This is a genomic window from Herbaspirillum rhizosphaerae (assembly GCF_001189965.1).
Classification (GTDB): Bacteria; Pseudomonadota; Gammaproteobacteria; order Burkholderiales; family Burkholderiaceae_D; genus Herbaspirillum; species Herbaspirillum rhizosphaerae.
In genome coordinates this window covers 1-23195 of the sequence record NZ_LFLU01000018.1, presented here as the reverse complement: position 1 = coordinate 23195, position 23195 = coordinate 1, and the positions used below count along the sequence as shown (strand labels likewise).

General features: G+C 60.2%; 20 protein-coding genes and 1 other RNA gene. 11 read left to right on the top strand and 10 right to left on the bottom strand.

Going from position 1 to position 23195, the window contains the following annotated elements; translation table 11 throughout:
• Window positions 1-40: 40 nt before the first annotated feature.
• The 5 genes from tal to pgi form a co-directional block, all read right to left on the bottom strand.
• Window positions 41-982 (bottom strand): transaldolase, encoded by a 942-nt coding sequence (gene tal, locus AKL25_RS19805; RefSeq protein WP_050479438.1) that lies wholly within the window; start codon window positions 980-982, stop codon window positions 41-43.
• Window positions 983-1037: 55 nt separating this feature from the next.
• Window positions 1038-2267, bottom strand: a complete 1230-nt coding sequence (locus AKL25_RS19800; RefSeq protein ID WP_050479437.1) for an AGE family epimerase/isomerase — start codon at window positions 2265-2267, stop codon at window positions 1038-1040.
• A gap of 82 nt (window positions 2268-2349) precedes the next feature.
• Window positions 2350-3204, bottom strand: a complete 855-nt coding sequence (locus AKL25_RS19795) for an SIS domain-containing protein (RefSeq protein ID WP_050479436.1) — start codon at window positions 3202-3204, stop codon at window positions 2350-2352.
• 23 nt (window positions 3205-3227) lie between these two features.
• A complete protein-coding gene (zwf, locus tag AKL25_RS19790) occupies window positions 3228-4694 on the bottom strand; it encodes a glucose-6-phosphate dehydrogenase (protein WP_050479435.1) in 1467 nt (488 codons plus the stop codon).
• A 57-nt stretch (window positions 4695-4751) separates the two neighbouring features.
• Window positions 4752-6398, bottom strand: a complete 1647-nt coding sequence (gene pgi / locus AKL25_RS19785) for a glucose-6-phosphate isomerase (protein ID WP_050479434.1) — start codon at window positions 6396-6398, stop codon at window positions 4752-4754.
• Window positions 6399-6660: 262 nt separating this feature from the next.
• On the opposite strand from pgi, the gene edd reads away from it, so the two are divergent.
• The 5 genes from edd (at window position 6661) to AKL25_RS19765 (ending at window position 10637) form a co-directional block, all read left to right on the top strand.
• Window positions 6661-8520 carry a phosphogluconate dehydratase gene (edd, locus tag AKL25_RS19780; RefSeq protein ID WP_050479433.1) on the top strand — a complete coding sequence of 620 codons (1860 nt, stop codon included), beginning with the start codon at window positions 6661-6663 and terminating at the stop codon, window positions 8518-8520.
• A gap of 29 nt (window positions 8521-8549) precedes the next feature.
• A non-coding RNA gene (locus tag AKL25_RS23895) (sX9 sRNA) lies at window positions 8550-8624 on the top strand.
• 27 nt (window positions 8625-8651) lie between these two features.
• On the top strand, window positions 8652-9275 hold the full coding sequence (gene eda, locus AKL25_RS19775; protein ID WP_050479432.1) for a bifunctional 4-hydroxy-2-oxoglutarate aldolase/2-dehydro-3-deoxy-phosphogluconate aldolase: 624 nt from the start codon (window positions 8652-8654) through the stop codon (window positions 9273-9275).
• A 224-nt stretch (window positions 9276-9499) separates the two neighbouring features.
• On the top strand, window positions 9500-9886 hold the full coding sequence (locus AKL25_RS19770) for a thioredoxin family protein (protein ID WP_050479431.1): 387 nt from the start codon (window positions 9500-9502) through the stop codon (window positions 9884-9886).
• Window positions 9887-9908: 22 nt separating this feature from the next.
• Window positions 9909-10637: a cytochrome c biogenesis CcdA family protein gene (locus AKL25_RS19765; RefSeq protein ID WP_205627279.1), complete on the top strand. Its 729-nt coding sequence runs from the start codon at window positions 9909-9911 to the stop codon at window positions 10635-10637.
• 9 nt (window positions 10638-10646) lie between these two features.
• On the opposite strand, the gene AKL25_RS19760 is transcribed toward AKL25_RS19765, so the two are convergent.
• The 3 genes from AKL25_RS19760 to AKL25_RS19750 are packed head-to-tail and all read right to left on the bottom strand — an operon-like array spanning window position 10647 to window position 13319.
• Window positions 10647-11534 (bottom strand): patatin-like phospholipase family protein, encoded by an 888-nt coding sequence (locus AKL25_RS19760; protein WP_050479430.1) that lies wholly within the window; start codon window positions 11532-11534, stop codon window positions 10647-10649.
• A gap of 13 nt (window positions 11535-11547) precedes the next feature.
• Window positions 11548-12360, bottom strand: a complete 813-nt coding sequence (gene lgt / locus AKL25_RS19755; protein ID WP_050479429.1) for a prolipoprotein diacylglyceryl transferase — start codon at window positions 12358-12360, stop codon at window positions 11548-11550.
• A gap of 50 nt (window positions 12361-12410) precedes the next feature.
• Window positions 12411-13319, bottom strand: coding sequence for a LysR family transcriptional regulator (locus AKL25_RS19750; protein WP_050479428.1), 909 nt, complete (start codon window positions 13317-13319; stop codon window positions 12411-12413).
• A 315-nt stretch (window positions 13320-13634) separates the two neighbouring features.
• Between AKL25_RS19750 and ilvD the strand changes: the two genes are divergently transcribed.
• The gene (gene ilvD, locus AKL25_RS19745) at window positions 13635-15305 is read left to right on the top strand and encodes a dihydroxy-acid dehydratase (protein ID WP_050479427.1); all 1671 of its coding nucleotides are present in this window, start codon (window positions 13635-13637) and stop codon (window positions 15303-15305) included.
• A 66-nt stretch (window positions 15306-15371) separates the two neighbouring features.
• Here the strand turns inward: ilvD and AKL25_RS19740 are convergent, their stop codons facing one another.
• Window positions 15372-16364 (bottom strand): phytanoyl-CoA dioxygenase family protein, encoded by a 993-nt coding sequence (locus tag AKL25_RS19740; protein ID WP_050479426.1) that lies wholly within the window; start codon window positions 16362-16364, stop codon window positions 15372-15374.
• A 142-nt stretch (window positions 16365-16506) separates the two neighbouring features.
• Between AKL25_RS19740 and AKL25_RS19735 the strand changes: the two genes are divergently transcribed.
• Together AKL25_RS19735 and AKL25_RS19730 are read left to right on the top strand one after the other, a co-directional pair.
• Window positions 16507-17388 (top strand): helix-turn-helix domain-containing protein, encoded by an 882-nt coding sequence (locus tag AKL25_RS19735; protein ID WP_050479425.1) that lies wholly within the window; start codon window positions 16507-16509, stop codon window positions 17386-17388.
• 163 nt (window positions 17389-17551) lie between these two features.
• A complete protein-coding gene (locus AKL25_RS19730) occupies window positions 17552-17872 on the top strand; it encodes a c-type cytochrome (RefSeq protein ID WP_050479424.1) in 321 nt (106 codons plus the stop codon).
• 195 nt (window positions 17873-18067) lie between these two features.
• On the opposite strand, the gene AKL25_RS19725 is transcribed toward AKL25_RS19730, so the two are convergent.
• Window positions 18068-19204: a branched-chain amino acid ABC transporter substrate-binding protein gene (locus AKL25_RS19725; RefSeq protein WP_050479423.1), complete on the bottom strand. Its 1137-nt coding sequence runs from the start codon at window positions 19202-19204 to the stop codon at window positions 18068-18070.
• A gap of 310 nt (window positions 19205-19514) precedes the next feature.
• Here AKL25_RS19725 and AKL25_RS19720 point away from each other — a divergent pair, with 310 nt between their 5' ends.
• The 3 genes from AKL25_RS19720 (at window position 19515) to rpiA (ending at window position 23073) form a co-directional block, all read left to right on the top strand.
• Complete coding sequence (locus AKL25_RS19720) at window positions 19515-20024, top strand: Lrp/AsnC family transcriptional regulator (RefSeq protein WP_007876291.1); 510 nt, start codon at window positions 19515-19517, stop codon at window positions 20022-20024.
• Window positions 20025-20587: 563 nt separating this feature from the next.
• On the top strand, window positions 20588-22351 hold the full coding sequence (locus AKL25_RS19710; RefSeq protein ID WP_050479421.1) for a cation:proton antiporter: 1764 nt from the start codon (window positions 20588-20590) through the stop codon (window positions 22349-22351).
• 50 nt (window positions 22352-22401) lie between these two features.
• On the top strand, window positions 22402-23073 hold the full coding sequence (gene rpiA, locus AKL25_RS19705; RefSeq protein WP_050479420.1) for a ribose-5-phosphate isomerase RpiA: 672 nt from the start codon (window positions 22402-22404) through the stop codon (window positions 23071-23073).
• Window positions 23074-23195: the final 122 nt, after the last annotated feature.

Sequence of the window (23195 nt, the reverse complement as noted above, 5' to 3'; positions counted from 1 at the left end):
CGCCTCTTTTTTATTGGATTGATTGCCGGACGTGAATGCGTCACATGGCAGAGCGCGTTTCGTCAATCATTTGATTCAGCGTGTGCGTGTCTGCACAGAACAGGCGGATGCCTTCCGCCAGCTTTTCCGTCGCCATGGCGCTTTCGTTCAACCGGAAGCGGAACTCCTTTTCCGAAGTCTTCGGAGGGCGGTGGTCTTGCTCTTGCGCTGCTTCGCGGGTCAGATTGCGTGTCACCGGCTCATTGCTTTCGGTGAGTTTTTTCAACAGATCGGGGCTGATGGTCAGCAGGTCGCAGCCCGCCAGTTCGACGATCTGGGAGGTATTGCGGAAGCTGGCGCCCATCACTTCAGTCTTGTAGCCGAAATAGCTGTAGTAATCGTAAATGCCGCGCACCGACTGCACGCCAGGATCGTTGGCGCCAGTGAATTCCGTGCCTTCTGCCTTCTTGTACCAATCGTAGATGCGGCCGACAAATGGTGAAATCAGACGGACATTGGCTTCTGCACAGGCAATTGCCTGCGGTAACGAAAACAGCAAGGTCATATTGCAACGGATGCCCTGGCGTTCCAGTACTTCCGCCGCACGGATACCTTCCCAAGTGGAGGCGATTTTGATCAGAACACGCTCTTGAGGGATGCGGGCACGGGCATACAGCTCAATGAGCTTGCGGCCCTTATCGATGGTGGCTTGAGTATCGAACGACAAGCTGGCATCGACTTCGGTAGAAACACGGCCAGGAACGATTTTCAGAATTTCGGCGCCGAACGCCACCAGCAGGTGGTCCATGATCTCGTGCTCATTCCACCTGTTGTCGCGCACGGCCTTTTCCAGCAGCGGCTTGTATTCGTCCTTCTTCACTGCCTTCAGGATCAGCGAAGGATTGGTCGTCGCGTCACGCGGCGCAAATTCCTTCATGGACTCGAAGTCGCCGGTGTCGGCAACCACAGTGGTGTACTGCTTGAGCTGTTCTAACTGGTTCATGGCGAGCGATCTCTTGTGAATGGGCCAAATGGCATTTTACGTAAGTTTTGCGGCGCTATCGTTTTTTCGGCAGCGGCGCGCCGACGGCGTTTAGCGATTCCAGATACGCGCCGAGCGGATGGTAGAAATCGGTCTTGCCGTGCGGCGGCTTTTCAGGGCCGTAGCGCGTGTTGTCGCGTTGCAGGATGCGGTACCAGCCGCCGCGTTCCTGATCGATCAGGTGCTGCATGCTGTACTGCCAGAGCTGGTCGTAGACTTCCCAGTAGATCGCCTCGCCGGTGCGTTGCGCCAGCAGGGCGGCAGTGGCCAGCGATTCGGCCTGTACCCAGAAATACTTGTCGCCGTCGCACACGCTGTTGTCGGGGGCAATGCCGTAGAACAGGCCGCCGTTTTCCTCATCCCAGGCGACTGGAATCGTGACGTCGAACAAGGCGCGTGCACGCGGCGCCAGCCAGCTGGCATCGTCTTGCAGATGTTCGGCATGGCGTTCGAGGATCAGCAGCAGCTTGGCCCATTCCGTCATGTGGCCCGGCTGGTAACCCCAGGGGCGGAACATGTTGGTGTTGTCGTGTTTGTTGTAGTCCCAGTCGATCTTCCAGTCGGCGCTGTAGTGTTCCCAGATCCAGCCGTTGGCAAGCGCCGCCTGACGCACGGTGATGTTGCGCGCCAGGCGTTCCGCGCGATGCAGGAAGCGGACGTCGCCGGTGGCTTCATAGGCAGCCAGCAAGGCTTCGCAGCTGTGCATGTTGGCATTCTGGCCGCGGTAGGACGACACCACGCCTTCGGGTGTCGCCTCATCGGCGTAGAGGCCGTGCTGTTCGGACCAGAACAGCTTTTCCATGTGCGCGAAGGTGGCGTCAATGTGGGCGCGCGCTTCTTCCACGCCGATGTCGCAGGCATGTGCGTAGGCCAGCAGTACGAACGCCAGGCCGTAGCAATGTTGCGTGCGGTCGAGCGGGACACCGTTCTTGAGTACCCAGGCATAGCCGCCGTAGCTGGGTTGCCAGTGCTGTTCCTGCAAAAACTTCAGGCCGTGGCGCACCGCATCGCGATGCGCTTCCTTGCCGGTGGCGCGGTACGCCAACGCGTGGCAAAACACCATGCGCGTGCTGTTGACCAGATGGCGGCTGTTGTCGTAGACGCTGCCGTCGTCATTGAGGTAGTGAAAGAAGCCGCCGGCCGGGTCGAACGCGTGTTGCGTGAAGAAATCGATATCGCTTTGCAGGCGCTGGTGCAGGAAGGCCGGTGTGCGGAAGGCGGTAGTCGGTGTCGTTGCTGATGTCATGGAAAAAGCTCAACGAGTGATTGATAACTGAGGGCGAAAGCCTGGCCCTCCAGAGTAAAGGAAAGATGCGATCAAAGAAAGATCAGCGGAAGAAAGAGTCGAACTGCATGTCGAATTTTTGCAGGGATTTCTGCGCGTTTTGCATCTTCTTGCGGAATTCCGGACCGCGGCGCAGCGCCAGGCCGACCGCCAGGATGTCGATCACCACCAGATGCGCCAGGCGCGCCGAGATCGGCGTGTAAGGGTCGATGTTGAAGCTCAGATCGATCGGCACCAGCACCGTCGCCAGTTCCGCCAGCGGCGTGCCGCTCGGTCCCAGCACGATGATGTCGGCGCCGCCCTTGCGCGCCAGTTGCACGCTGCGCAGCAATGCCGCATTGCCGCCGCGCTGCGAGATCGCCACCACGGCGTCGCCGGGCTTGAGCAGCGATGCCGCAATACTGTGGATGTGCGGGTCGGAGTAGGCCACGGTCGGTACGCCCGAGCGGAAGAACTTGTGCTGGGCATCGTTGGCGACGATGCCGGAAGTGCCCTGGCCGTAGAACTCGATCTTGCTGGCGCGCGTCAGGACGTCGAGCGCCAGCTGGATGGCGTCCGGATCGAGATGGTTGCGCAAATCGAGCAGGGTATTGATCGAGCGGCTGCAGATCTTGTTGACCAGGTCGACCGCCAGGTCGTCCTGTCCCAGCGACTCGTTGGCGCCGGGCAGGGCCAGCGCCAGGCTTTGCGCCAGCTTGAGTTTGAAGTCGTGCCAGCCCTCGTAGCCGATGGCGCGGCAAAAGCGGATCACGGTCGGCTCCGACACTTCGGCATTCTTGGCCAGCGCCGTCAGGTTCTCTTGCAGCGCAAGCTGAGGATTGGCGAGGATGGCAGCCGCGACCTTCTTCTCCGATTTGGAGAGCGAGTTGATATGGGTGCGGATGGAGTCGAGTAGCATGGCGCTTCTGTTCAGTCTTTGAATTAAACTTCCGGCAGCGCTTCTTCACGCCATTGCAAACCGTCGCGGCCGATCAGCGCGCTTGCCGCTGCGGGGCCCCAGGTGCCGGCGCTGTAGGGGATAGGATCGCTTTCTTCCTGGTCCCAGTGTTCGAGGATGGGCTCAACCCATTCCCATGCCGCTTCCAGTTCATCGCTGCGCATGAACAGCGTCAGCTGGCCGCGCAGCACGTCGAGCAGCAGGCGCTCGTAGGCTTCCATGCGCGGCGTCTTGAATTTCTCGCGGAAATCCAGTTCCAGCTCGACCGGCTTCAGGCGCATGCCGTCGCCGGGCGTCTTGGCCATCAGGTTCATGTGCAGGCCTTCGTCCGGTTGCAGGCGGATCACCAGGCAGTTCGGCGTGCCGTTGCTCTGCGCGAAAATCGAATGCGGCACGCTTTTGAAGCGCACTACGATTTCAGCCAGGCTGTCGGCCATGCGCTTGCCGGTGCGCAGGTAGAACGGCACGCCGGCCCAGCGCCAGGTGTCGATTTCCGCCTTGACGGCGACGAAGGTCTCGGTGCGTGAATCGGGATTGGCGTCTTCTTCCTTGCGATAACCGGGAACGGCGACGCCGTTGACGTGGCCGGCGCGGTACTGGCCGCGCACCACGTTCATCGCCAGCGTGCTCGGCGTGAAGCGTTTGAGCGAGCGCAAGACTTTCAGCTTCTCATCGCGCACGGAGTCGGCCGAGTTGGAGACCGGCGGTTCCATGGCGACGATGCACAGCAGTTGCAGCAAATGGTTTTGCAGCATGTCGCGCAGCGCGCCGGAGGTGTCGTAATAGTCGAAACGTCCGCCCACGCCGAGTTCCTCGGCGATGGTGATCTGCACGTCGGAGATCCACTCGCGGCGCCACAGCGGTTCGAACAGCACGTTGCCGAAGCGCAGCGCCAGCAGATTCTGCACCGCTTCTTTTCCAAGATAGTGATCGATACGGAAGATCTGCGACTCGTTGAAGTAGCGGCCGACCTGCGCGTTGATGTCCTTGGCGCTTTCCAGGTCGTGGCCCAGCGGTTTTTCCAGCACCACGCGCGCGTTCGGCGTCGCCAGACCGGCTTGCGACAGGTTGTCGCAGATCATGGAGAACAGGGTCGGCGGCGTCGCCAGGTAGAACACGTGCGAGATCGCCGGATCGTTGCGCAAGGCCGCGACCAGGTTCTGGTAGGTGGCGGTTTCCTTGGCGTTGAGCGAGACGTACTGGATGCGGCCGCAGAAGCGTTGCCAGACGTCGGCATCCATGGTCGCGCTGCTGATGTGCGGTTTGGAGTTCTGTTCGACGATCTGCAGGAAGTCTTCGTTGCTCTTGTTGTCGCGGCCGATACAGATGATGCGTGCGGTCGGCACCAGATCGCGCGCGCGGTCGCGGGCGTACAGCGCTGGCAGCAGTTTGCGCATCGCCAGGTCGCCGGTGCCGCCGAATAAAACCAGGTCAAAGTCGGAAATAGCCATAGCAGTCTTCTTGTCTCAGTCAGTTGTTCGGTAAATATTGTTTGATGAATCCGGCGCTCAGGACAGCGCTTGTTTCGCCAGTGCGATCAAGGCATTGGTCGAGCAGTCGTGGCGCGCCGGCACGGCTTCGCCGGACAGCTCGGACTGGATGGTCTTGGCCAATACCTTGCCCAGTTCCACGCCCCATTGGTCGAAGCTGTTGATGCCCCAGATCGTGCCTTGCACGAAAGTCTTGTGTTCATACAAGGCGATCAGCGCGCCCAGCGACGCCGGCGTCAGCTCATCGAGCAGCAGCGTGTTGCTCGGGCGGTTGCCGTTGAAGGTCTTGTGCGGCAGCAGGAAATTGATTTCGTCTTCGTCCACGCCTTGCTTGCTCAGGTCCTCACGCACTTCTTCGGCTTGCTTGCCGCGCATGAAGGCTTCCGACTGCGCGAAACAGTTCGCCAGCAACACGGCGTGGTGGCCGGGCAGGTCGTGGGTCGGTTTGAGCACGGCGATGAAATCGATGGGCGTGATGTCGGTGCCCTGATGCAGCAACTGGAAGAAGGCGTGCTGGCCGTTGGTGCCGACATCGCCCCAGATGAACGGACAGGTCGCCACGCCGACCGCTGTGCCGTCGCGCGTGATGCGCTTGCCGTTGCTCTCCATCTCCAGCTGCTGCAGATAAGCGGGGAAGTGGCGCAGGTCGTGGTGATACGGCGCAATCGAGAGCGATTCGCTGTTGAAGCAGTTGCGGTTCCAGATACCGATCAGCGCCTGGATGATAGGCATGTTCCGTTCCAGCGGCGCTTCGCAGAAATGCTTGTCCATCGCATGCGCGCCGGCCAGCAGGTCGCTGAAGTTCTTGAAGCCGATCGCCAGCGCAATCGACAGGCCGATGGACGACCACATCGAATAGCGTCCGCCGACCCAGTCCCAGAACGGAAACATGTTCTCGGGATCGATGCCGAAGGCGCGCACCGCCTCGGTGTTGGTCGACACCGCGACGAAATGCTTCGCCAGATCGGCCTCGCCCGCGCGCTGCAGGAACCAGTTGCGCGCCGAGGTGGCGTTCATCATGGTTTCTTGCGTGGTGAAGGTCTTGGAGGCGACGATGAACAGTGTTGTGTCGACGTCAACTTGTTGTAGGACTTCGTCCAGATCGTGGCCGTCGACGTTGGAAACGAAGTGCATCGTCAGGCGCGGATGGGCAAAGGTGCGCAGCGCCGTGCAGGCCATTTGCGGGCCCAGATGCGAGCCGCCGATGCCGATATTGACGATGTCGGTGATGGCCTTGCCGCTGCGGCCCAGCCACTGGCCGTCGCGCACGCGCTCGACAAAGCCGTGAATGCGATCCAAAACGGCATGAACGTCGGCGCCGATGTGCTGTCCATCTACTTGCAGGCTCTGGCCGCGCGGTGCGCGCAGGGCGGTATGCAGGACGGCGCGGTGTTCGGTGAAATTGATCTTGTCGCCGTTGAACATGGCGGCGCGCCGGGTTTCCACGCCGCGCTCACGCGCCAGCTCGAACAGCAACTTGAGCGTAGTATTGTCGACGCGGTTCTTGGAGTAATCGAACAGGATGCCGGCGGCCTTCACGGTCATGTGGTCGAAGCGTTTGGCGTCGGCGGCGAACAGGTCGCGCATGTGCCGCTCGCGAACATCGGCGTGGTGAGACAAAAGTGCTTGGAAGGCTGCGGTCGCTGTGAGTGCTGTGTGCGGCATGTTCTGCAATCTTGGCTAGAGTGGGAAGGGTCGGGAAGAATCTTTACTATACATGAATTACTGATTTTATGGTAATTTCACTACAATAATCGCCGCGTCATTCAGCCTTGAAATTGGCTTGTAACGCAGTTGTCATAGGTTGGTAAGAAAAATCGGCAATTGGTTTCATTTGTAGTGCGCGTGAATAAAACAACTGAAAGACGGAGTTTTATTTAAAGTTTTGTAGTAAAATTACATTTGTTAACGCTATCAGGAACCCAACATGTCTCTCAACGCTACCTTAGCCAGCGTCACGCGACGCATCGCCGAACGTAGTCGGCCTTATCGAACTGCCTATCTGGCGCGCCTCGATGCTGCGCGTCATGAAGGGGTGCAACGCAGTGCGCTGTCCTGTACCAACCTGGCGCACGGTTTCGCCGCCTTTCCCGCCAACGACAAGCTGAAACTGAAACAGGATCGCGCGTTGTCGGTGGCGATCGTCTCGTCCTACAACGACATGTTGTCGGCGCATCAACCTTTCGAACGTTTCCCGCAGATCATCAAGGATGCCATCCGTGAAGACGGCGGCGTGGCGCAATTCGCCGGCGGCGTGCCCGCCATGTGCGACGGCATCACCCAGGGCCAGACCGGCATGGAGCTGTCGCTGTTCTCGCGCGACGCCATCGCCATGGGCACTGCAGTCGCCTTGTCGCACAACATGTTCGACGCCGCGCTGTACCTGGGCGTGTGCGACAAGATCGTGCCGGGCCTGCTGATCGGCGCATTGCATTTCGGCCACATTCCTGCCGTGTTTGTTCCCGCCGGTCCGATGACCAGCGGCATGACCAACAGCGAAAAGGTCAAAATCCGCCAGCTGTATACGGAAGGCAAGATCGGCCGCGCCGAACTGCTCGAAGCCGAATCGAAGTCCTACCACGACGCCGGCACCTGCACCTTCTACGGCACCGCCAACAGCAACCAGATGCTGATGGAAGCCATGGGCCTGCACCTGCCGGGCGCCGCGTTCATCACGCCCAACACGCCGATGCGCGACGTGCTGACCGCCGCCGCCGCCAAGCAGGCGCTGAAGATCACTGCGCAAGGCCAGCAATACACGCCGGTCGGCCGTCTGGTCGACGAAAAATCCATCGTCAACGCCATCGTTGCCTTGCTGGCAACAGGCGGTTCCACCAACCATACGCTGCATCTGGTTGCCATCGCCAAGGCCGCCGGTCTGGTGATCGACTGGGATGATTTCTCCAAGCTGTCGTCGGTGGTTCCGCTGGTGACCCGCATTTATCCGAACGGCACCGCCGACGTGAACCATTTCCACGCCGCTGGCGGCACCGGTTTCGTGTTGCGCGAGCTGATCGATGCCGGCCTGATGCACGACGACGTCATGACCATCCTCGGCCAGGGCTTGCGCGCGCATTGCACAGAACCATTGCTGGAAGACGGCAAGGTCACCTGGAAGGCGACACCGAAGGACAGCGGCGACGACACCGTGCTGCGTCCGGCCACCAACCCATTCTCCGCCGACGGCGGTCTCAAGCTGTTGCAGGGCAATCTGGGCCGCTCGGTCATCAAGGTTTCCGCCGTCAAGCATGAGCATCGCGCCGTGCAGGCGCCGGCCATTGTGTTCCATTCGCAGGAAGCCTTCATGAAGGCCTTCAAGGCCGGCGAGCTCGACAAGGATTTCGTCGCCGTACTGACGTTCCAAGGGCCGCGCGCCAACGGCATGCCGGAACTGCACGCGCTGACCCCGGCGCTGGGCATCCTGCAGGACAAGGGCCGCCACGTGGCGTTGGTGACCGACGGCCGCATGTCGGGCGCATCGGGCAAGGTGCCGGCGGCCATTCACGTGACGCCGGAAGTTTTGGCCGGCGGACCGTTGGGTTTTGTGCGCACAGGCGATATGATTCGTCTGGACGCCGAAGCCGGCATCCTGGAAGCCCTGGTGTCGGAAGCCGAATGGGCCGCACGCACATCGGACACCGCCAACCTGGCAGGCAACCAGACCGGCATGGGCCGTGAATTGTTCAGCGTCTTCCGCGCCAACGTGAGCGCGGCGGAAGAGGGCGGCACCAGCTTCGGTTTGCCGCCAATCTTGGAACCGGATCACGCTCTTACTGCGAGGCCGTGATCCAGCGTCGGGCGGTGCTCGGAATCCTCATGTACTAAAGTACACTCCGGTTCCTCCGCTCCGTCCGCCACTGGCTGACGACCTCTCGCTACAGAGCGTGAACCGGTTTTTATAAAATAGAAAGCGACAGTATGAATATCCTCGAAATCATGCGTACCTCGGCGGTTATCCCTGTGATCGCCATCGACAAACTGGAACATGCCGTGCCGCTGGCCAAGGCGCTGGTCGCAGGCGGCATCCGCGTGCTGGAAATCACCTTGCGTACTGAACACGGCCTGCCGGCGATCCGCGCGATTGCCGAGCAGGTGCCGGGCGCCATCGTCGGCGTCGGCACCCTGACCAGCCCGGAAGAATTCGCCGCCTCGCGTGACGCGGGCGCGGTGTTCGGCGTTTCGCCAGGCCTGACGGCTGCGTTGATCGCGGCGGCCAAGTCCAGCGGCCTGCCTTTGCTGCCTGGTGTGATGACGCCGTCGGAAGTGATGGCGGCGCGCGAAGCCGGTTTCCGCCAGCTGAAGCTGTTCCCGGCCGTGCCTGCGGGCGGTGTCGGCATGCTCAACGCAATCGCCGGTCCATTGGCCGACGTCACCTTCTGCCCAACTGGCGGCATCTCGCAAGAGACCGCATCGCAATTCCTGGCATGCAAGAACGTCGCCTGCGTCGGCGGTTCGTGGCTGACACCGAAGAACGCCATCGAGATCGGCGACTGGAACAAGATCACGGCCCTGGCCAAGGCTGCCAGCGCGTTGCGTCCTTAAGCCGGAACCGGCTTCGACAGCGCTTCTTCTCGGAAGCGGTGCCGGCGGCAACAACATGGAAGCACATGCATCGACTATCCGATGCATGTGCTTTTTGTTTTTGTGCAGGGTAAAAACACGGTTGGCAAACAAACTGTAAGATTTCCCGGAACCGAACGACCAAAAGGCAGCAAGCATCCTGCAAGCTTCATACTCTGTTCATCCAGGCAACCAAGGGAAACGCCATGAAAATCTTCAAAACGCTAGTCGTCTTTCTACTCCTGCAAGCCGGTGTCGCCGTTTCCGCATTCGCCGCCGGACAGCATTTCACGCAAGCGCAGTTTGACGCGCTCAACAAGAGCGGCAAACCTGTCGTCGTGCACGTTCACGCGGACTGGTGCCCGACCTGCCGCGCGCAGGACCCCATCGTCTCCGCGCTGATCAAGGATCCTGCGTTCAAGAACGTCAGTTTCCTTGAGGTCGACTTCGACGCCCAGAAAGACATCGTCAAGGCGTTCAACGTCACGCAACAAAGCACGCTGATTGTCTTCAAGGGCGGCAAGGAGCAGGGGCGTTCCACGGGCGACACCCGCAAGGCGTCCATCGACAGCCTGATCAACAAGGCGCTCTGATCGCAGACTGAAAGCAGGCATCGTGGATTTCGGCATCACCTCCTATTTCGTCGCCCTGGCGGCAGGCGTGCTCTCGACCTTGTCGCCTTGCGTGTTGCCGCTGTTGCCGGTGATCATCGGCTCGGCCGTCCACGAGCATCGCTACGGGCCGTTTGCCGTCGCGGCCGGCATGTCGGCCTCGTTCGCCGTGATCGGCACCGTGCTGGCAAGCGCCGGTGCGCGTCTGGGCGTGGGGCAGGGCGACTTTCAGCTGGTGGCTGCGATTGTCCTGGTCCTGATCGGCGTCGTGCTGTTGTCAAAAAAATTGCAGGAGCGTTTTGCCGTCGCCACGTCAGGCGCCAGCGGCGCCGGCAGCAGGATCTTGTCGAGACTGAATGTTGGCGGATTGCGCGGGCAATTCCTGGTGGGTTTGCTGCTCGGACTGATCTGGAGTCCCTGCGTCGGCCCGACGCTGGGCGCGGCGATTACCCTGGCCAGCCAGGGACGCGACTTGCCGCAGATCGTGGCGATGATGGCGGTGTTCGGCTTGGGCGCCGGCTTGCCGATTGCCTTGCTGGGCATGCTGTCGCGTCAGGCGATGCTGAAGATGCGCGGCAAGCTGCAAGGCGCCGGCTCGTGGGGGAAGAGTGTGCTGGGTGTGTTGTTTATCGCCATCGGCGTGCTGATCCTGACGGGATGGGACAAGTCGGTGGAAATTTTCCTGCTCGACCATTCACCGGCGTGGCTCACGACGCTGACGACCTCGCTCTAGGGATTTGCTTCAGAGCCGGATTTTGCCTCGGTTCAATGCGTCGACAGCATCGCCGTTGCCCAGGGAAAATGCTTCTTTCACCGTGGCGCGCGCGGTGCAATCCCAGGTCGAAACCGGTACGCGCATGCTCGGTTGCCAATACCAGCGCCCCTCTCTTCTGAACATGGTCGGCAGCTTGGGGTAGAAGCGCGTGAGCAGCACCAGCGTGCGTGACTTGTCGGCATCGCTTTGCTGCGGTATCGGTGCGTTGTCGATATAGCCGCCATCGATGGCATAAGCGCCGTGAATCCGGCGCGACGACATGAATGGCGGCGCGGCTGCGGCTGCCGATAGCAGCGATTGCGCATCTTCGTGCCCGGCCGCTTCGTGTATGGCGTGAAATTCCTGGCGCAGACCCAGCAGCTTCGGCAGGCGTGGATGGATGCTATGCCACAGATATTTATCCGCGACATAGGCCAGCGTGCCGGCTACCACCGAGCCGCTTACCCCCAGCAGGCGTGCCGGCCGCGTGATGGCGACATGGAGGCGGGAAGGGGATTGCCGGATCTGTTCAAAATTGCCGACGTGGACAAAGCTGCGCAGCCATTCAGGATAGATTTCCTGATGCGCAAATTGCATCTTCAAACTGCGCAATTGGCCCCAGTCAACAATACGCTGATTGGCGGCATACAAGCGCAGGCAGGCATCAAGCGCTGCCTTCGGTCCGTCGGTCAGGCACGATGCGGCAACGGCAGCGCCGGCGCTGGTGCCAATCAGCGTCCCCGGCAATTGCCAGCCTTGGTCCATCAGATAGGAAATCAGCCCGCCCTGCCACCAGCAGCGGTTGCCGCCGCCGGCGAAGGCGACGGTATCGATTTCATCGAGAGGAAGGTGCTCGACCGTTTCGATCTTCAACATGCGTTGCTGAGGTTCAGGCAGTTGACACCGCAGCGCTTTTCTTCCGGTACGCAACGATCAACAGCACGATGCCCAGCACAATCATCGGCACCGACAGCATCTGTCCGGCCGAGATGGTGATGCCGCCGAAGCTGACATTGTAATCCGGCGTGCGGAAGTATTCGGTAAAGAAGCGCGCGCAGCCGTACAGCATCGAGAACATGCCGGCCACCGCCATGCGCGGACGCGGCTTGCGGGCGAAGAACCACAGGATGATGAACAGCAGAATCCCGTCCACCAGCATCTGGTAAATCGGCGAAGGATGGCGCGGCAGATTGTCGACGTTGGGCCAGATCATTGCCCACGGCAGCGACGGATCGGCGATGCGGCCCGGCAGTTCGGCATTGATGAAGTTGCCCAGGCGGCCGGCGGCGTAGCCGAGCGGCACCATCGGCGCGATGAAATCCATGATGTCCATCAGATGGCGGCCGCGCTTGCGGCCCCAGATATACATCGCAATCAGCACGCCGAGGAAGCCGCCGTGGAAAGACATGCCGCCCTTCCACACCGCGATGATGTCGGCAGGATTGGCGAAGTAATAGCTCGGGTTGTAGAACAGCACCTCGCCGAGACGGCCGCCGATCACCACCCCCAGCACGCCATAGAACAGCATGTCGTCGAGGTCCTCCTTTTTCCAGCCGACGGCGGCGATGTGCGGCTGCTTGATGCGCAGGCGGCCCAGCGCGATGAACTGGGCAAACGCCAGCAGATACATCAGGCCGTACCAGTGCACCTGCAGCGGGCCGACGGAAAAGGCGATCGGGTTGGGCATCGGGTGTATCAGCATGAAAACTCTTTCAGAACGAATGTTGGGGGACTACAGTAACTGCAGCAGCGTCAGGTCGCGGGCGGCGTCGCCACCATGCCGAGAAACGCGCGCAGCACCGGTGAAGCGCTGTCGCGCCGCCAGGCCAGCCCGGTTTCGATCAGGGGCGTCTTGCCGGTCAGCGGGCGGTAGTCGACGCCGGGGCGCTGCAGGTTAGACACGGATTGTGGCACAAGTGCCATACCCATGCCAGCCGACACCAGGCCGACGATGGTTTGCATCTGGATCGCTTCCTGTCCGATATGCGGCGTCACGCCGGCGTCACGGAAGCAGCTCACGATGGTGTCATGGAAGGCTGGCGAAATACGGCGCGGGAAGATGATCAGCGGCAGCTCGCGAATCGACTTGAGCGCAATCGCATTCTTGCCGCGCACCACGCCGCTGGGGATCGCCGCCACCAGCGGCTCGGACAGCAGCGGCAGATAATCGAGCGCGCTTTGCGCCTTGTCCGGTAAGGGCGGCAGCAGCAGGCCGGCGTCGATCTTGCCTTGCATCAGGTCTTCCAGCTGAATATCGGTGGTCGCTTCGCGCAAGTCGATCTGGACTTGCGGATAGCGCGCCCGGAATTGTTGCAGCAGCGGCGGCAAAATACTGTAATCCGCAGTCGAAATGAACGATAGTGACAGCAGGCCCGAAGCGCCGCTGGCCGCGCGCCGCGCCAGGTCGGGCAGGGCACCGGCCTGTTGCAGGATGCGCTGGGCTTCCGGCAGCAGCGCCATCCCGGCCGGCGTCAGGGCGACGCTGCGCTTGGTGCGCGCAAACAGCGGCGTGCCCAGCATTTCCTCCAGCGCCTGGATGGTCTGGGACAGCGGTGGCTGGGTCATGTGCAGGCGGATGGCGGCGCGGCCGAAATGTTTTTCTTCGGCAACGGCCACGAAGTAGCGTAACTGGCGCAATTCCAGTCGGGAATCGGAACTCATATGTAATCCGTCTTAATCGATGGTGAATCATATATTTGACAGAAGACATTGCGCAAGGCAATCTAACTCGATAACTTGCAGCCGGAACGACGTCCGCAATGTAGATGGACAGGTTCACGCCAGCTTGGCTTCTGGCGTGAGCTGTAGCGAACCTGTTTGCGATCTGTAGCGAGAGGTCATCAGCCGGTGGCGGCCGGAGCGGAAGAACCGGAGTGTACTTAAGTACATGAGGATTCTGAGCACCGCCCGACGCCGGATCATGACCTCGCAGTAAGATCCCAAACAGGTTCTAATGGAATCAACCAGGAGACACGCATGCCATTCAATCGCCGCTCAAAGAACATTACCCAGGGCGTTTCGCGCAGCCCGAACCGCTCGATGTATTACGCCCTGGGTTACGAAAAGGAAGACTTCGACAAGCCGATGATCGGCATCGCCAACGGCCACTCCACCATCACACCGTGCAACTCGGGCCTGCAAAAATTGGCCGACGTGGCGATCTCCGCCATCAAGCAGGCCGGCGCCAATCCGCAGGTGTTCGGCACGCCGACCATCTCCGACGGCATGTCGATGGGCACGGAAGGCATGAAGTATTCGCTGATTTCGCGCGAAGTCATTGCCGACTGTATCGAGACCGCCGTCAACGGCCAGTGGATGGACGGCGTGGTCGTCATCGGCGGCTGCGACAAGAACATGCCGGGCGGCATGATCGCGCTGGCGCGCACCAACGTGCCGGGCATCTACGTCTACGGCGGCACCATCAAGCCGGGCAACTGGAAGGGCAAGGACCTGACCATCGTGTCGGCCTTCGAAGCCGTGGGCGAGTTCTCCGCCGGCCGCATGTCGCAGGAAGACTTCGACGGCATCGAGCGCAACGCCTGCCCGTCGTCCGGCTCCTGCGGCGGTATGTACACCGCCAACACCATGTCATCGGCGTTTGAAGCGCTGGGCATGGGCCTGTTCTATTCCTCGACCATGGCCAATCCCGACGACGAAAAGACCGGCTCCGCCGCCGAGTCTGCCCGCGTGCTGGTGGAAGCGGTCAAGAAAGACATCAAGCCGCGCGACATCATCACCCGCAAGTCCATCGAAAACGCCGTCTCGCTGATTATGGCGACCGGCGGTTCCACCAACGCCGTGCTGCACTTCCTGGCCATCGCCCACGCGGCGGAAGTCGAATGGACCATCGACGACTTCGAGCGCGTGCGCCAGAAAGTGCCGGTCATCTGCGACCTCAAGCCGTCCGGCAAATATGTCGCCACCGACCTGCACAAGGCCGGCGGCATTCCTGCGGTGCTGAAAGTGCTACACCAGGCCGGCATGCTGCACGGCGACTGCCTGACCATCACCGGCAAGACCCTCGCCGAAGAACTGGAAAGCATCCCCGACCTGCGCGCCGACCAGGACGTCATCCGACCTATCGACAAGGCGCTGTACAAGCAAGGCCACCTGGCCATCCTCAAGGGCAATCTGGCGCCGGAAGGCTGCGTGGCCAAGATCACCGGCCTCAAGAATCCGGTCATCACCGGCCCGGCGCGCGTGTTTGATGACGAATACAGCGCCATGGACGCCATCCTGAGCGACAAGATCCAGTCGGGCGACGTGCTCGTGATGCGTTACCTGGGGCCGAAGGGCGGCCCGGGCATGCCGGAAATGCTGGCGCCGACGTCCGCGCTGATCGGCAAAGGCCTGGGCGAATCCGTCGGCCTGATCACCGACGGCCGTTTCTCGGGCGGCACCTGGGGCATGGTGGTCGGCCACGTGGCGCCGGAAGCCTTCGTCGGCGGCCTCATCGGTCTGGTGGAAGAGGGCGACTCGGTCACCATCGATGCGCGCCAGTTGCTGATCCAGCTCAACGTCGACGACGCCGAAATCGCCCGCCGCCGCGCCAGCTGGAAGCAGCCCGCACCGCGCTACACGCGCGGCGTGCTGGCCAAATATGCAGCACTGGCGTCGACCGCAAGCAAGGGGGCGGTCACCGGCTGATCGCCGTCGCGCAGCACAATAAAAAAGCCGGAGCGATCCGGCTTTTTTATTGTTGAAGCCCAGGGCCTATGCCGATTCTTGCTCAGTCTCCGGCCATGCGTCGAGTCCCAGCAATTTGCGCCCGAGCGCATCGAGTTGTGCCACTTCGAAATGCGTCTTCTCGAATGCGCGCGGATCGCCGGGAAAAGGATCGCCGAGCGGCGCCGTCTGCGCCGCCCAGGTATGAATTCTGGCCTGACGCAATTCCTCATTCTCGAAATCGGCGGGAAACATGGAAATGTACTGCGCCATCCGCACCCGGTTTTCCGCGCGGTTGGGCCGCACGCCATGCGCGAGCAGGCTGTTGAAAATCAGCAGGTCGCCGGCTTCCATCTCGGTATTGACGATAGTGTGGTCGCCGATGTCAGGTTTGAAGGGATTGGCGCCCTCGGGTTGGCGGCTCCACCATTGCTCGATCTCGGCGAAGATGCTCGGGATGCATTGAAAACCGCCGACCTCGCGGTCCTGTTTCTTCAACGAGAGCACGCCTTGCACCGCGATGGGCAAGGGCCGCTGCGAGATGTCGACGTCAAAATGGATGAAACCGTTGACCTGAGCCGCTGCGCGCGCGCCGCGATTGGGCGGATTGAGGTTGGCGCGGTCGATCGCCACCCACAGATCTTCGCGATCCCAGATATCCACGAAGGCATCGTACACGCGCGGATGCTGGCGTGTCGCCCACATCGCCGGCGCGTTGTAGACCTCGATCATGCCGGCGTTGTTGAGCTCCTTCATCTTGTGGTCGCGCAATTGCGGCCGATACCAGGTCGTCTCATCGTGCGGGTCCATTTCCTGAAACTGCCAGAGCATATCGGCCACGGCATCCACTTTTTCTTGCGGTACGGCTTGTCGGACGATGATGTAACCCTTGCTGGTCCAATGCCGCCAGTCCGCCTCGCTGAGCACGCGCAAGGGCAGCTTCTTGCGGATCTGCGCCAGCGGCGTGGTCGCGCCTTTGGCGGCGGGATGGTTGCCGTGGCCGTCCTTGTCGGTGCCGGCATTGATGGCGTATGAGGTCATTGGCGGTCTCCATGCTCTTTGTTGTGGAGAGGAAATTCTATGCGCCGCCCCGGGGTGTCGCACCTGCATATCGATGCCTATACTGATACTATTAAGGCGTTTTTATGTCTTCGACGTCCCTGATCGGTATGAAAGCCATGCCATGCGCGCCATCTTCGAAGCGATAACTCCCGAGCCAGGATCGTCCTGGGCCTTTCTTGACCGGCGTTTGTCCGAAGGAATTCCTTTCGAATGGCATCACCATCCGGAATACGAGCTGACCCTGACGCTCAACAGCCGCGGCTATCGCTATATCGGCGACGACGTCGAGCCCTACGACGATGGCGATCTGGTGCTGATCGGTCCTGGTATTCCGCATAGCTGGCTGTCGCGCGAAGTGATCGATCCGCAATTGCCGCATACGGCGCTGGTGATCTGGTTTACTCAGGAATGGGTAGCCGGACTGGCAGCATCTCTGCCGGAATTCAGTCAGGTACAGGGCATACTCGCGCGCGCCTCGCAGGGTTTGCGTTTCGGTGCGGATGCCAGGCAAGCCGTCACGGCATCGATCGTCGCCATGCGTGAAGCCCCTGTGACCGCCCGACTGCTACTGCTGTTGAACGTACTGCACGAGCTTTCGCTCGACCACGACGCGGCACCCTTGTCCAATGTTCCGCGGCTTGACAATCCTCGGCTGTCGGCCGAGCCGCGCATCGCGCGTGTGCTCAATCACCTGCACACGCATTTTGCGACGCCGCTTGCGGCGGCCGAGATGGCGACAATCGCCTGCGTCAGCGTCTCCGGTTTTCATCGCATGTTCCGTCGGCATACGCGCATGACGATGGTCGACTATCTGAGCCGTCTGCGCATCGGTCGCGCCTGCTCTTTGCTGATCGCCAGCTCGCAGGCAATCTCATCGATTGCCAGTGAAGTGGGCTACACCAATTTGTCACTGTTCAACCGGCAATTTGCGCGCATCAAGGGTGAAGCGCCGAGCGCTTTTCGCAAGCGTCATCGCACCGTGCTCGGCGCGGCGGCGCATTGACACACGCCAAGCGGACTTACGCTCGGGAGGAACGGAAAAGGTATTGCGTGCCTTCTTGTATGCTCCGTGCACTGTCGTGAAAACATGATGTTTATATGCGCCAGCCCATACAAGCGACCTTGCAAAGAGTTGTAGAATACGCATAACTTCTTGGAGGGTAATAATGAAACAGTCTCTACTCATCGCCTCGGTTGTGCTGGCATCCGGCTTCTCCGCCCAGGCATTTGCTCAGGCCGCGCCGGCCGATCTGGCCAAGTCCAAAAACTGCATGGCCTGTCACTCCGTCCAGACCAAGATCGTCGGTCCGGCATTCAAGGATGTGGCGACAAAGTACAAAGGCCAGAAAGACGCCGAAGACAAGCTGACGCAAAAAGTCTTGAAGGGCGGTTCCGGCGTGTGGGGTGCGATCCCGATGCCGGCCAACGCGCAGGTTTCGGAAGCCGAAGCCCGTACGCTGGTGAAGTGGGTGCTAACGCAGAAGTAATTGTACGAAAGCACCTTGCAGTACATGCTGTACCAATAAGAAAGCGCTCAATGAGCGCTTTTCTCTTGCCTGTTTCCGATGCCCGGCAGGTCGCTCGATCATGCCGGGAAAACCGGCGGTGAATGGCGCCGGAGCCGGCCATAAAAAAACGCGCCTGATTTTCATCAGGCGCGTTCTTCATGGTGAAGCGGAAGCTTACTTGACCACAGCCAGCAGGGTGCGTTCACCCTTCTTGTATGTGTACAGTGTCAGCGAACCGTTCTTGATGTCGCCCTTGTCGTCGAAAGCGATGGTGCCGGTCACGCCCTTGTGGCTGATCTTGGCCAGTTCAGGCAGGTACTTGGCTGGTTCAGCCGAGTTTGCCTTCTTCATCGCGTCAGCGACAGTCATCGTTGCGTCGTAAGCGTAAGCAGCGTTATAGACGACTTCGATGCCGAACTTCTTCTTGTACGCTGCGCGGAAATCGTCCATGCCCTTCTTGCCGGACGCGTCCACACCGCCTGCTTCAGCGCAGACCACTTGATCATCGATCAGGCCATCGCCGGCCAGACCTGGCAGGGAGCCGGTGCAGATACCGTCGCCGCCCATGAACTTGGCATTGATGCCCAGTTGCTTCATCTGACGCAGCATCGGGCCGCCGACAGCGTCCATACCGCCGAAGAACACGACTTCAGGCTTCTTGGCCTTGATCGAAGTCAGGATCGCGTTGAAGTCGGTTGCCTTGTCGTTGGTAAATTGTTTACCTACGATGGTAGCGCCCGCGCCTTGTGCACCCTTGGCGAATTCTTCAGCAACGCCCTGGCCGTATGCAGTACGGTCATCGATCACGGCGACGTTCTTGGTCTTCAGTGCTGTCACAGCGTATTTACCCAGCACGGCGCCCAGTTGCGCATCGTTGGCGACAACGCGGAAGGCGGTCTTGAAGCCTTGTTGCGTGTACTTGGGGTTGGTAGCCGATGGCGACACTTGCGGGATGCCGGCGTCGTTGTAAATCTTGGAAGCAGGGATGGTGGTGCCGGAATTCAAGTGACCGATAACGGCGGCGACCTTCTGGTCGACCAGCTTGGTTGCAACGGCAGTCGCTTGCTTAGGATCGGAAGCGTCGTCTTCACCGACCAGTTCGAATTTGACTTTTTTGCCGCCGATGGTGAAACCCTTGGCGTTCAGTTCGTCGATGGCCATACGGGCGCCGTTTTCGTTGTCCTTGCCCATGTGGGCGTTAGGACCGGAGAGAGGGCCGACGTGAGCGATCTTGATGACTTCTTGCGAATAAGCTGAGCCAGCGAAAGCCAATGCGATTGCGCCAGTAATAATTGTGCTCTTGAGTTTCATAAATTCCCTCTGTAGATTGAAATAAACTACGCTTGCTATGCCACTGATTGGTGGCTGCCAAAAATCAAGCCGACGCGCATCTTCTGGGTTCTCCTCCGAAGCAGCCGGTTATCCCGATTTTGCAACAGCCCCTTTTTTTGCTTATTCAGAGACGTTGTATAGACATCGCTTCATAGACCGGTTTCACAGACTACAAAACACACTGTACTATTCAACGTCAGTTTCCGAATAATGCAGACGGTACAACATAAGAAACAGCTTGCAAAGGCTTTTTGAGTGCCTGACTGAAAAAAATTGAACTTTCGTTTTTATGCCCAAATACCATACGCTCGATAAGGTCGACCGCAAGCTCCTGAACTTGCTGCAAAAAGACAATCAGATTCCGACCCGTATCCTGGCGGAGAAATTGCACATCTCGCAACCGACCTGTCTGCGCCGCATCCGCGAGCTGCGCGAAGCCGGCATCATCAACGCCGAAGTGGCGATGGTCGACCCGTTTGCGCTCGGCTACGGCATGCTGGCCTTCCTTGAAATCTCGCTCAACAATCAGTCCGACGAGCATATGCAGGAATTCGAGCAGCGCATGGCCAAAGAGGCCGAAGTGATGCAGTGCTATTTCGTATCGGGCGAATATGACTATTTTCTGGCGGTGCATGTGATCGATATGGATGCGTACTATCAGTTTGTGCGTCGTGTCATTTCCGGCTCCGGCAATGTCCGCCACTTCCAGTCGCGTTTTCCGATGAAGCGCGCCAAATTCGCCACACGGATCACGTTCGACGAAAAGGCTGCAGAAATTCAGGTGCGTGTGCCGGAGTAGGGCAAAGCAACAAGAGGGCTTATTAGCACGTTCTGTGCCTGCCCTTGCAGGCCGATCGGCGGCAAGCGGCTGAATGGTTCTTTCCCGCGCCGGCTTTGCTTATCTCCGCGCATCTCCGCATATTTTCCCTGTGTCCCTGCCAAGATAAAATTTGCAGACGCCATGTCGATTGTGCTAACTTTGCGCCTGTCAGCGACGATACGGTGCAGCAACTTTATACTGTGCACCAAATCCAATCGTCGTAGTCCATCGGCTGCAACTGCTCTTTCAGTACGCTGAAAATAGGTTGACTAAGCCGAGCCCGCAGAAACCAGCTGACACAGGCCGGCATATCGCCGCCGTCCGCTAACCAACGAAGCAAACTCAATCGGGGCAGCCTGCCAGTCTGCTGCTTGTCCCGGCAAGAGGGCTCATCCATTCCACGTATCGACGCATTGCCGCACAGAGGGCAAGCATCGTGCGTCCAATCCGAAACTGGCGCGGCATCTGCCACAAGCCGGTCGCCAGTCGTACATCGTCAACCGGGCCGCCCGTCGGCCAGCCTTACAAGGGGAACACACCGCATGCATGCTGTTGAACTGTTTATCCAGGACCTTGCCGTGATCATGCTGATCGCCGGCGTCGTCACCGTCGTGTTCAACCGCTTCAAGCAACCGGTGGTGCTCGGCTATATCGTCGCCGGCGTCATCATCGGCCCGCACACGCCGCCATTCAACTTGATCCAGGACGACAAGACCGTCCACATCCTGTCCGAGCTGGGCGTGATCTTCCTGCTGTTTTCGCTGGGCCTGGAGTTCAGTCTCAAGAAGCTCGCCAAGGTCGGCGCCACGGCGGTCGTCGCGGCCGTGGCCGAGATCATGCTGATGATCTGGATCGGTTACGAGATCGGCATCTATTTCGGCTGGAAAACCATGGACGCGGTCTTCCTCGGCGCCATGCTGGCGGTGTCCTCGACCACCATCATCGTCAAGGCGCTCAACGAGCTGGGCATGAAGAACGAGAAGTTCGCCCAGATCATCTTCGGCATCCTGATTGTCGAAGACATCCTCGCCATCGGCATGATCGCGCTGCTCTCCGGCATCGCCACCAGCGGCTCGGTGGATTCCGGCGAAGTGGTCAATACCGTCGGCAAGCTGCTGCTGTTCATGATCGTCTCGCTGGTGGTCGGCATCCTGGTCGTGCCGCGCCTGCTGAATTACGTGGCGCGCTTCAAGAGCAACGAGATGCTGCTGGTCACTGTGCTGGGCATCCTGTTCGGTTTCTGCCTGCTGGTGATGAAGCTGCAATACAGCGTCGCGCTGGGCGCCTTCCTGGTCGGTGCGGTGATGGCCGAGTCGCGCCAGATCCACCGCATCGAACGCCTGATCGAATCGATCCGCGACATGTTCAGCGCCATCTTTTTCGTCGCCATCGGCCTGCTGTTCGATCCGAAGGTGCTGGCGCAGTACTGGCTGCCGATCCTGGTGATCACGCTGGCGGTGGTGTTCGGCAAGCTGTTCAGTTGCGGCATCGGCACCTTCCTGGCAGGCCACGGCGGCCGTACGCCGATGCGCGTGGGCATGGGGCTGGCGCAGATCGGCGAGTTCTCCTTCATCATCGCCGCGCTCGGCGTGAGCCTGAAGGTCACCAGCGATTTCCTCTACCCGATCGTGGTGGCGGTGTCGGCGGTGACCGCGCTGCTGACGCCTTATCTGATCAAAGCGGCGGATCCTCTGTCGAGCAAAGCCGTCTCGCTGGTGCCGAAAAAAATCTCCGGCATCCTCGGCATGTATTCGGGCTGGCTGGAAAGCCTGCAACCGCAAGGCGAGCGGGCGGAGATCAGCAAAATCATCCGGCGCATCCTGTTGCAGGTGCTGGTCAACATCGCGCTGGTGGTGGCGATTTTCCTGGCGGGAGCTTTCTTCGTGGACGGCATCAGCCGCTGGCTGTCGGCCTGGATCAGCGACCGGCAAATCCACAAAGCCGTGATCTGGGGCGGCGCTCTGGTATTATCGCTGCCTTTCCTGATCGCGACTTACCGCAAGCTGCAGGCGCTGGCGATGTTGTTGGCCGAGGTCGGCGTCAAGCCGGAGTTCGCCGGTGCGTACACCACGGGCGCACGGCGCGTGATTGCCGAAGTGATACCGGTGATGTCGATTGTCGGTATCATGTTGCTGATCTTTGTCCTGAGCGCCAGCATCTTACCGCCGCTCAACCTGCTGGCCTTTGTGCTGCTGGGTGCGGCAGGGCTGCTGTGGTTGTTGTGGAGCAAGCTGGTCAAGTTGCATTCCCGACTACAGATTGCCCTGTTCGAGACGCTGGACGAAAAGCCCGAGGACTCACACTAAGTTCGCACTAAACTGCCCCCAATTCGCTTTCACTTTTTTCTTACTCTGTCATGACTCAAGACGAACTCAAACAAGCAGTAGCGCGTGCCGCCATCGAATATGTAGTTGACGGTGAAATCATCGGCGTCGGCACCGGCTCGACCGCCAATTTCTTCATCGATGAACTGGCCAAGATCAAGGATCGCATCAAGGGCGCCGTGGCTTCTTCGGAAGCGACGGCCGAACGCCTGCGCGGTCACGGCATCAAGGTGTTCGACCTCAACGACGTGGAAACCATGCCGGTCTATATCGACGGCGCCGACGAGATCAACGCCGCAGGCGCAATGATCAAGGGCGGCGGCGCGGCGTTGACGCGCGAGAAGATCGTGGCGTCGGTGGCGCAGAAGTTCGTCTGCATCGCCGACGGCTCCAAGCTGGTCGACGTGCTGGGCAAGTTTCCGCTGCCGGTGGAAGTGATTCCGATGGCGACCAGCGTGGCGGCGCGCAAGTTGTCGGCGCTGGGTTGCGAGGCGAAGTTGCGCATGAAGGATGGCAAGCCGCTGGTGACGGACAATGGTTGCAATATTCTGGACGCGGTCGGCCTGAGCATTACCGAACCGGCCGAGATGGAAGCGGCGATCAACAATATCGTCGGCGTGGTGACAGTCGGTTTGTTCGCGCGTCAGGGCGCGAATGTCTGTTTGCTGGGCACGCCTGACGGTGTGAAGAAGCTGGAGTTCTGAAGACTCCCGTTTCTCGCCTCGATGAAAAAAGCCGCCTCACCGGGCGGCTTTTTTATTTGGGTTGTTTTGTTCCGACTAGGCGGTTGTCTGTAGCTGATTCGTTTTTTCTTCGGACGACCGTG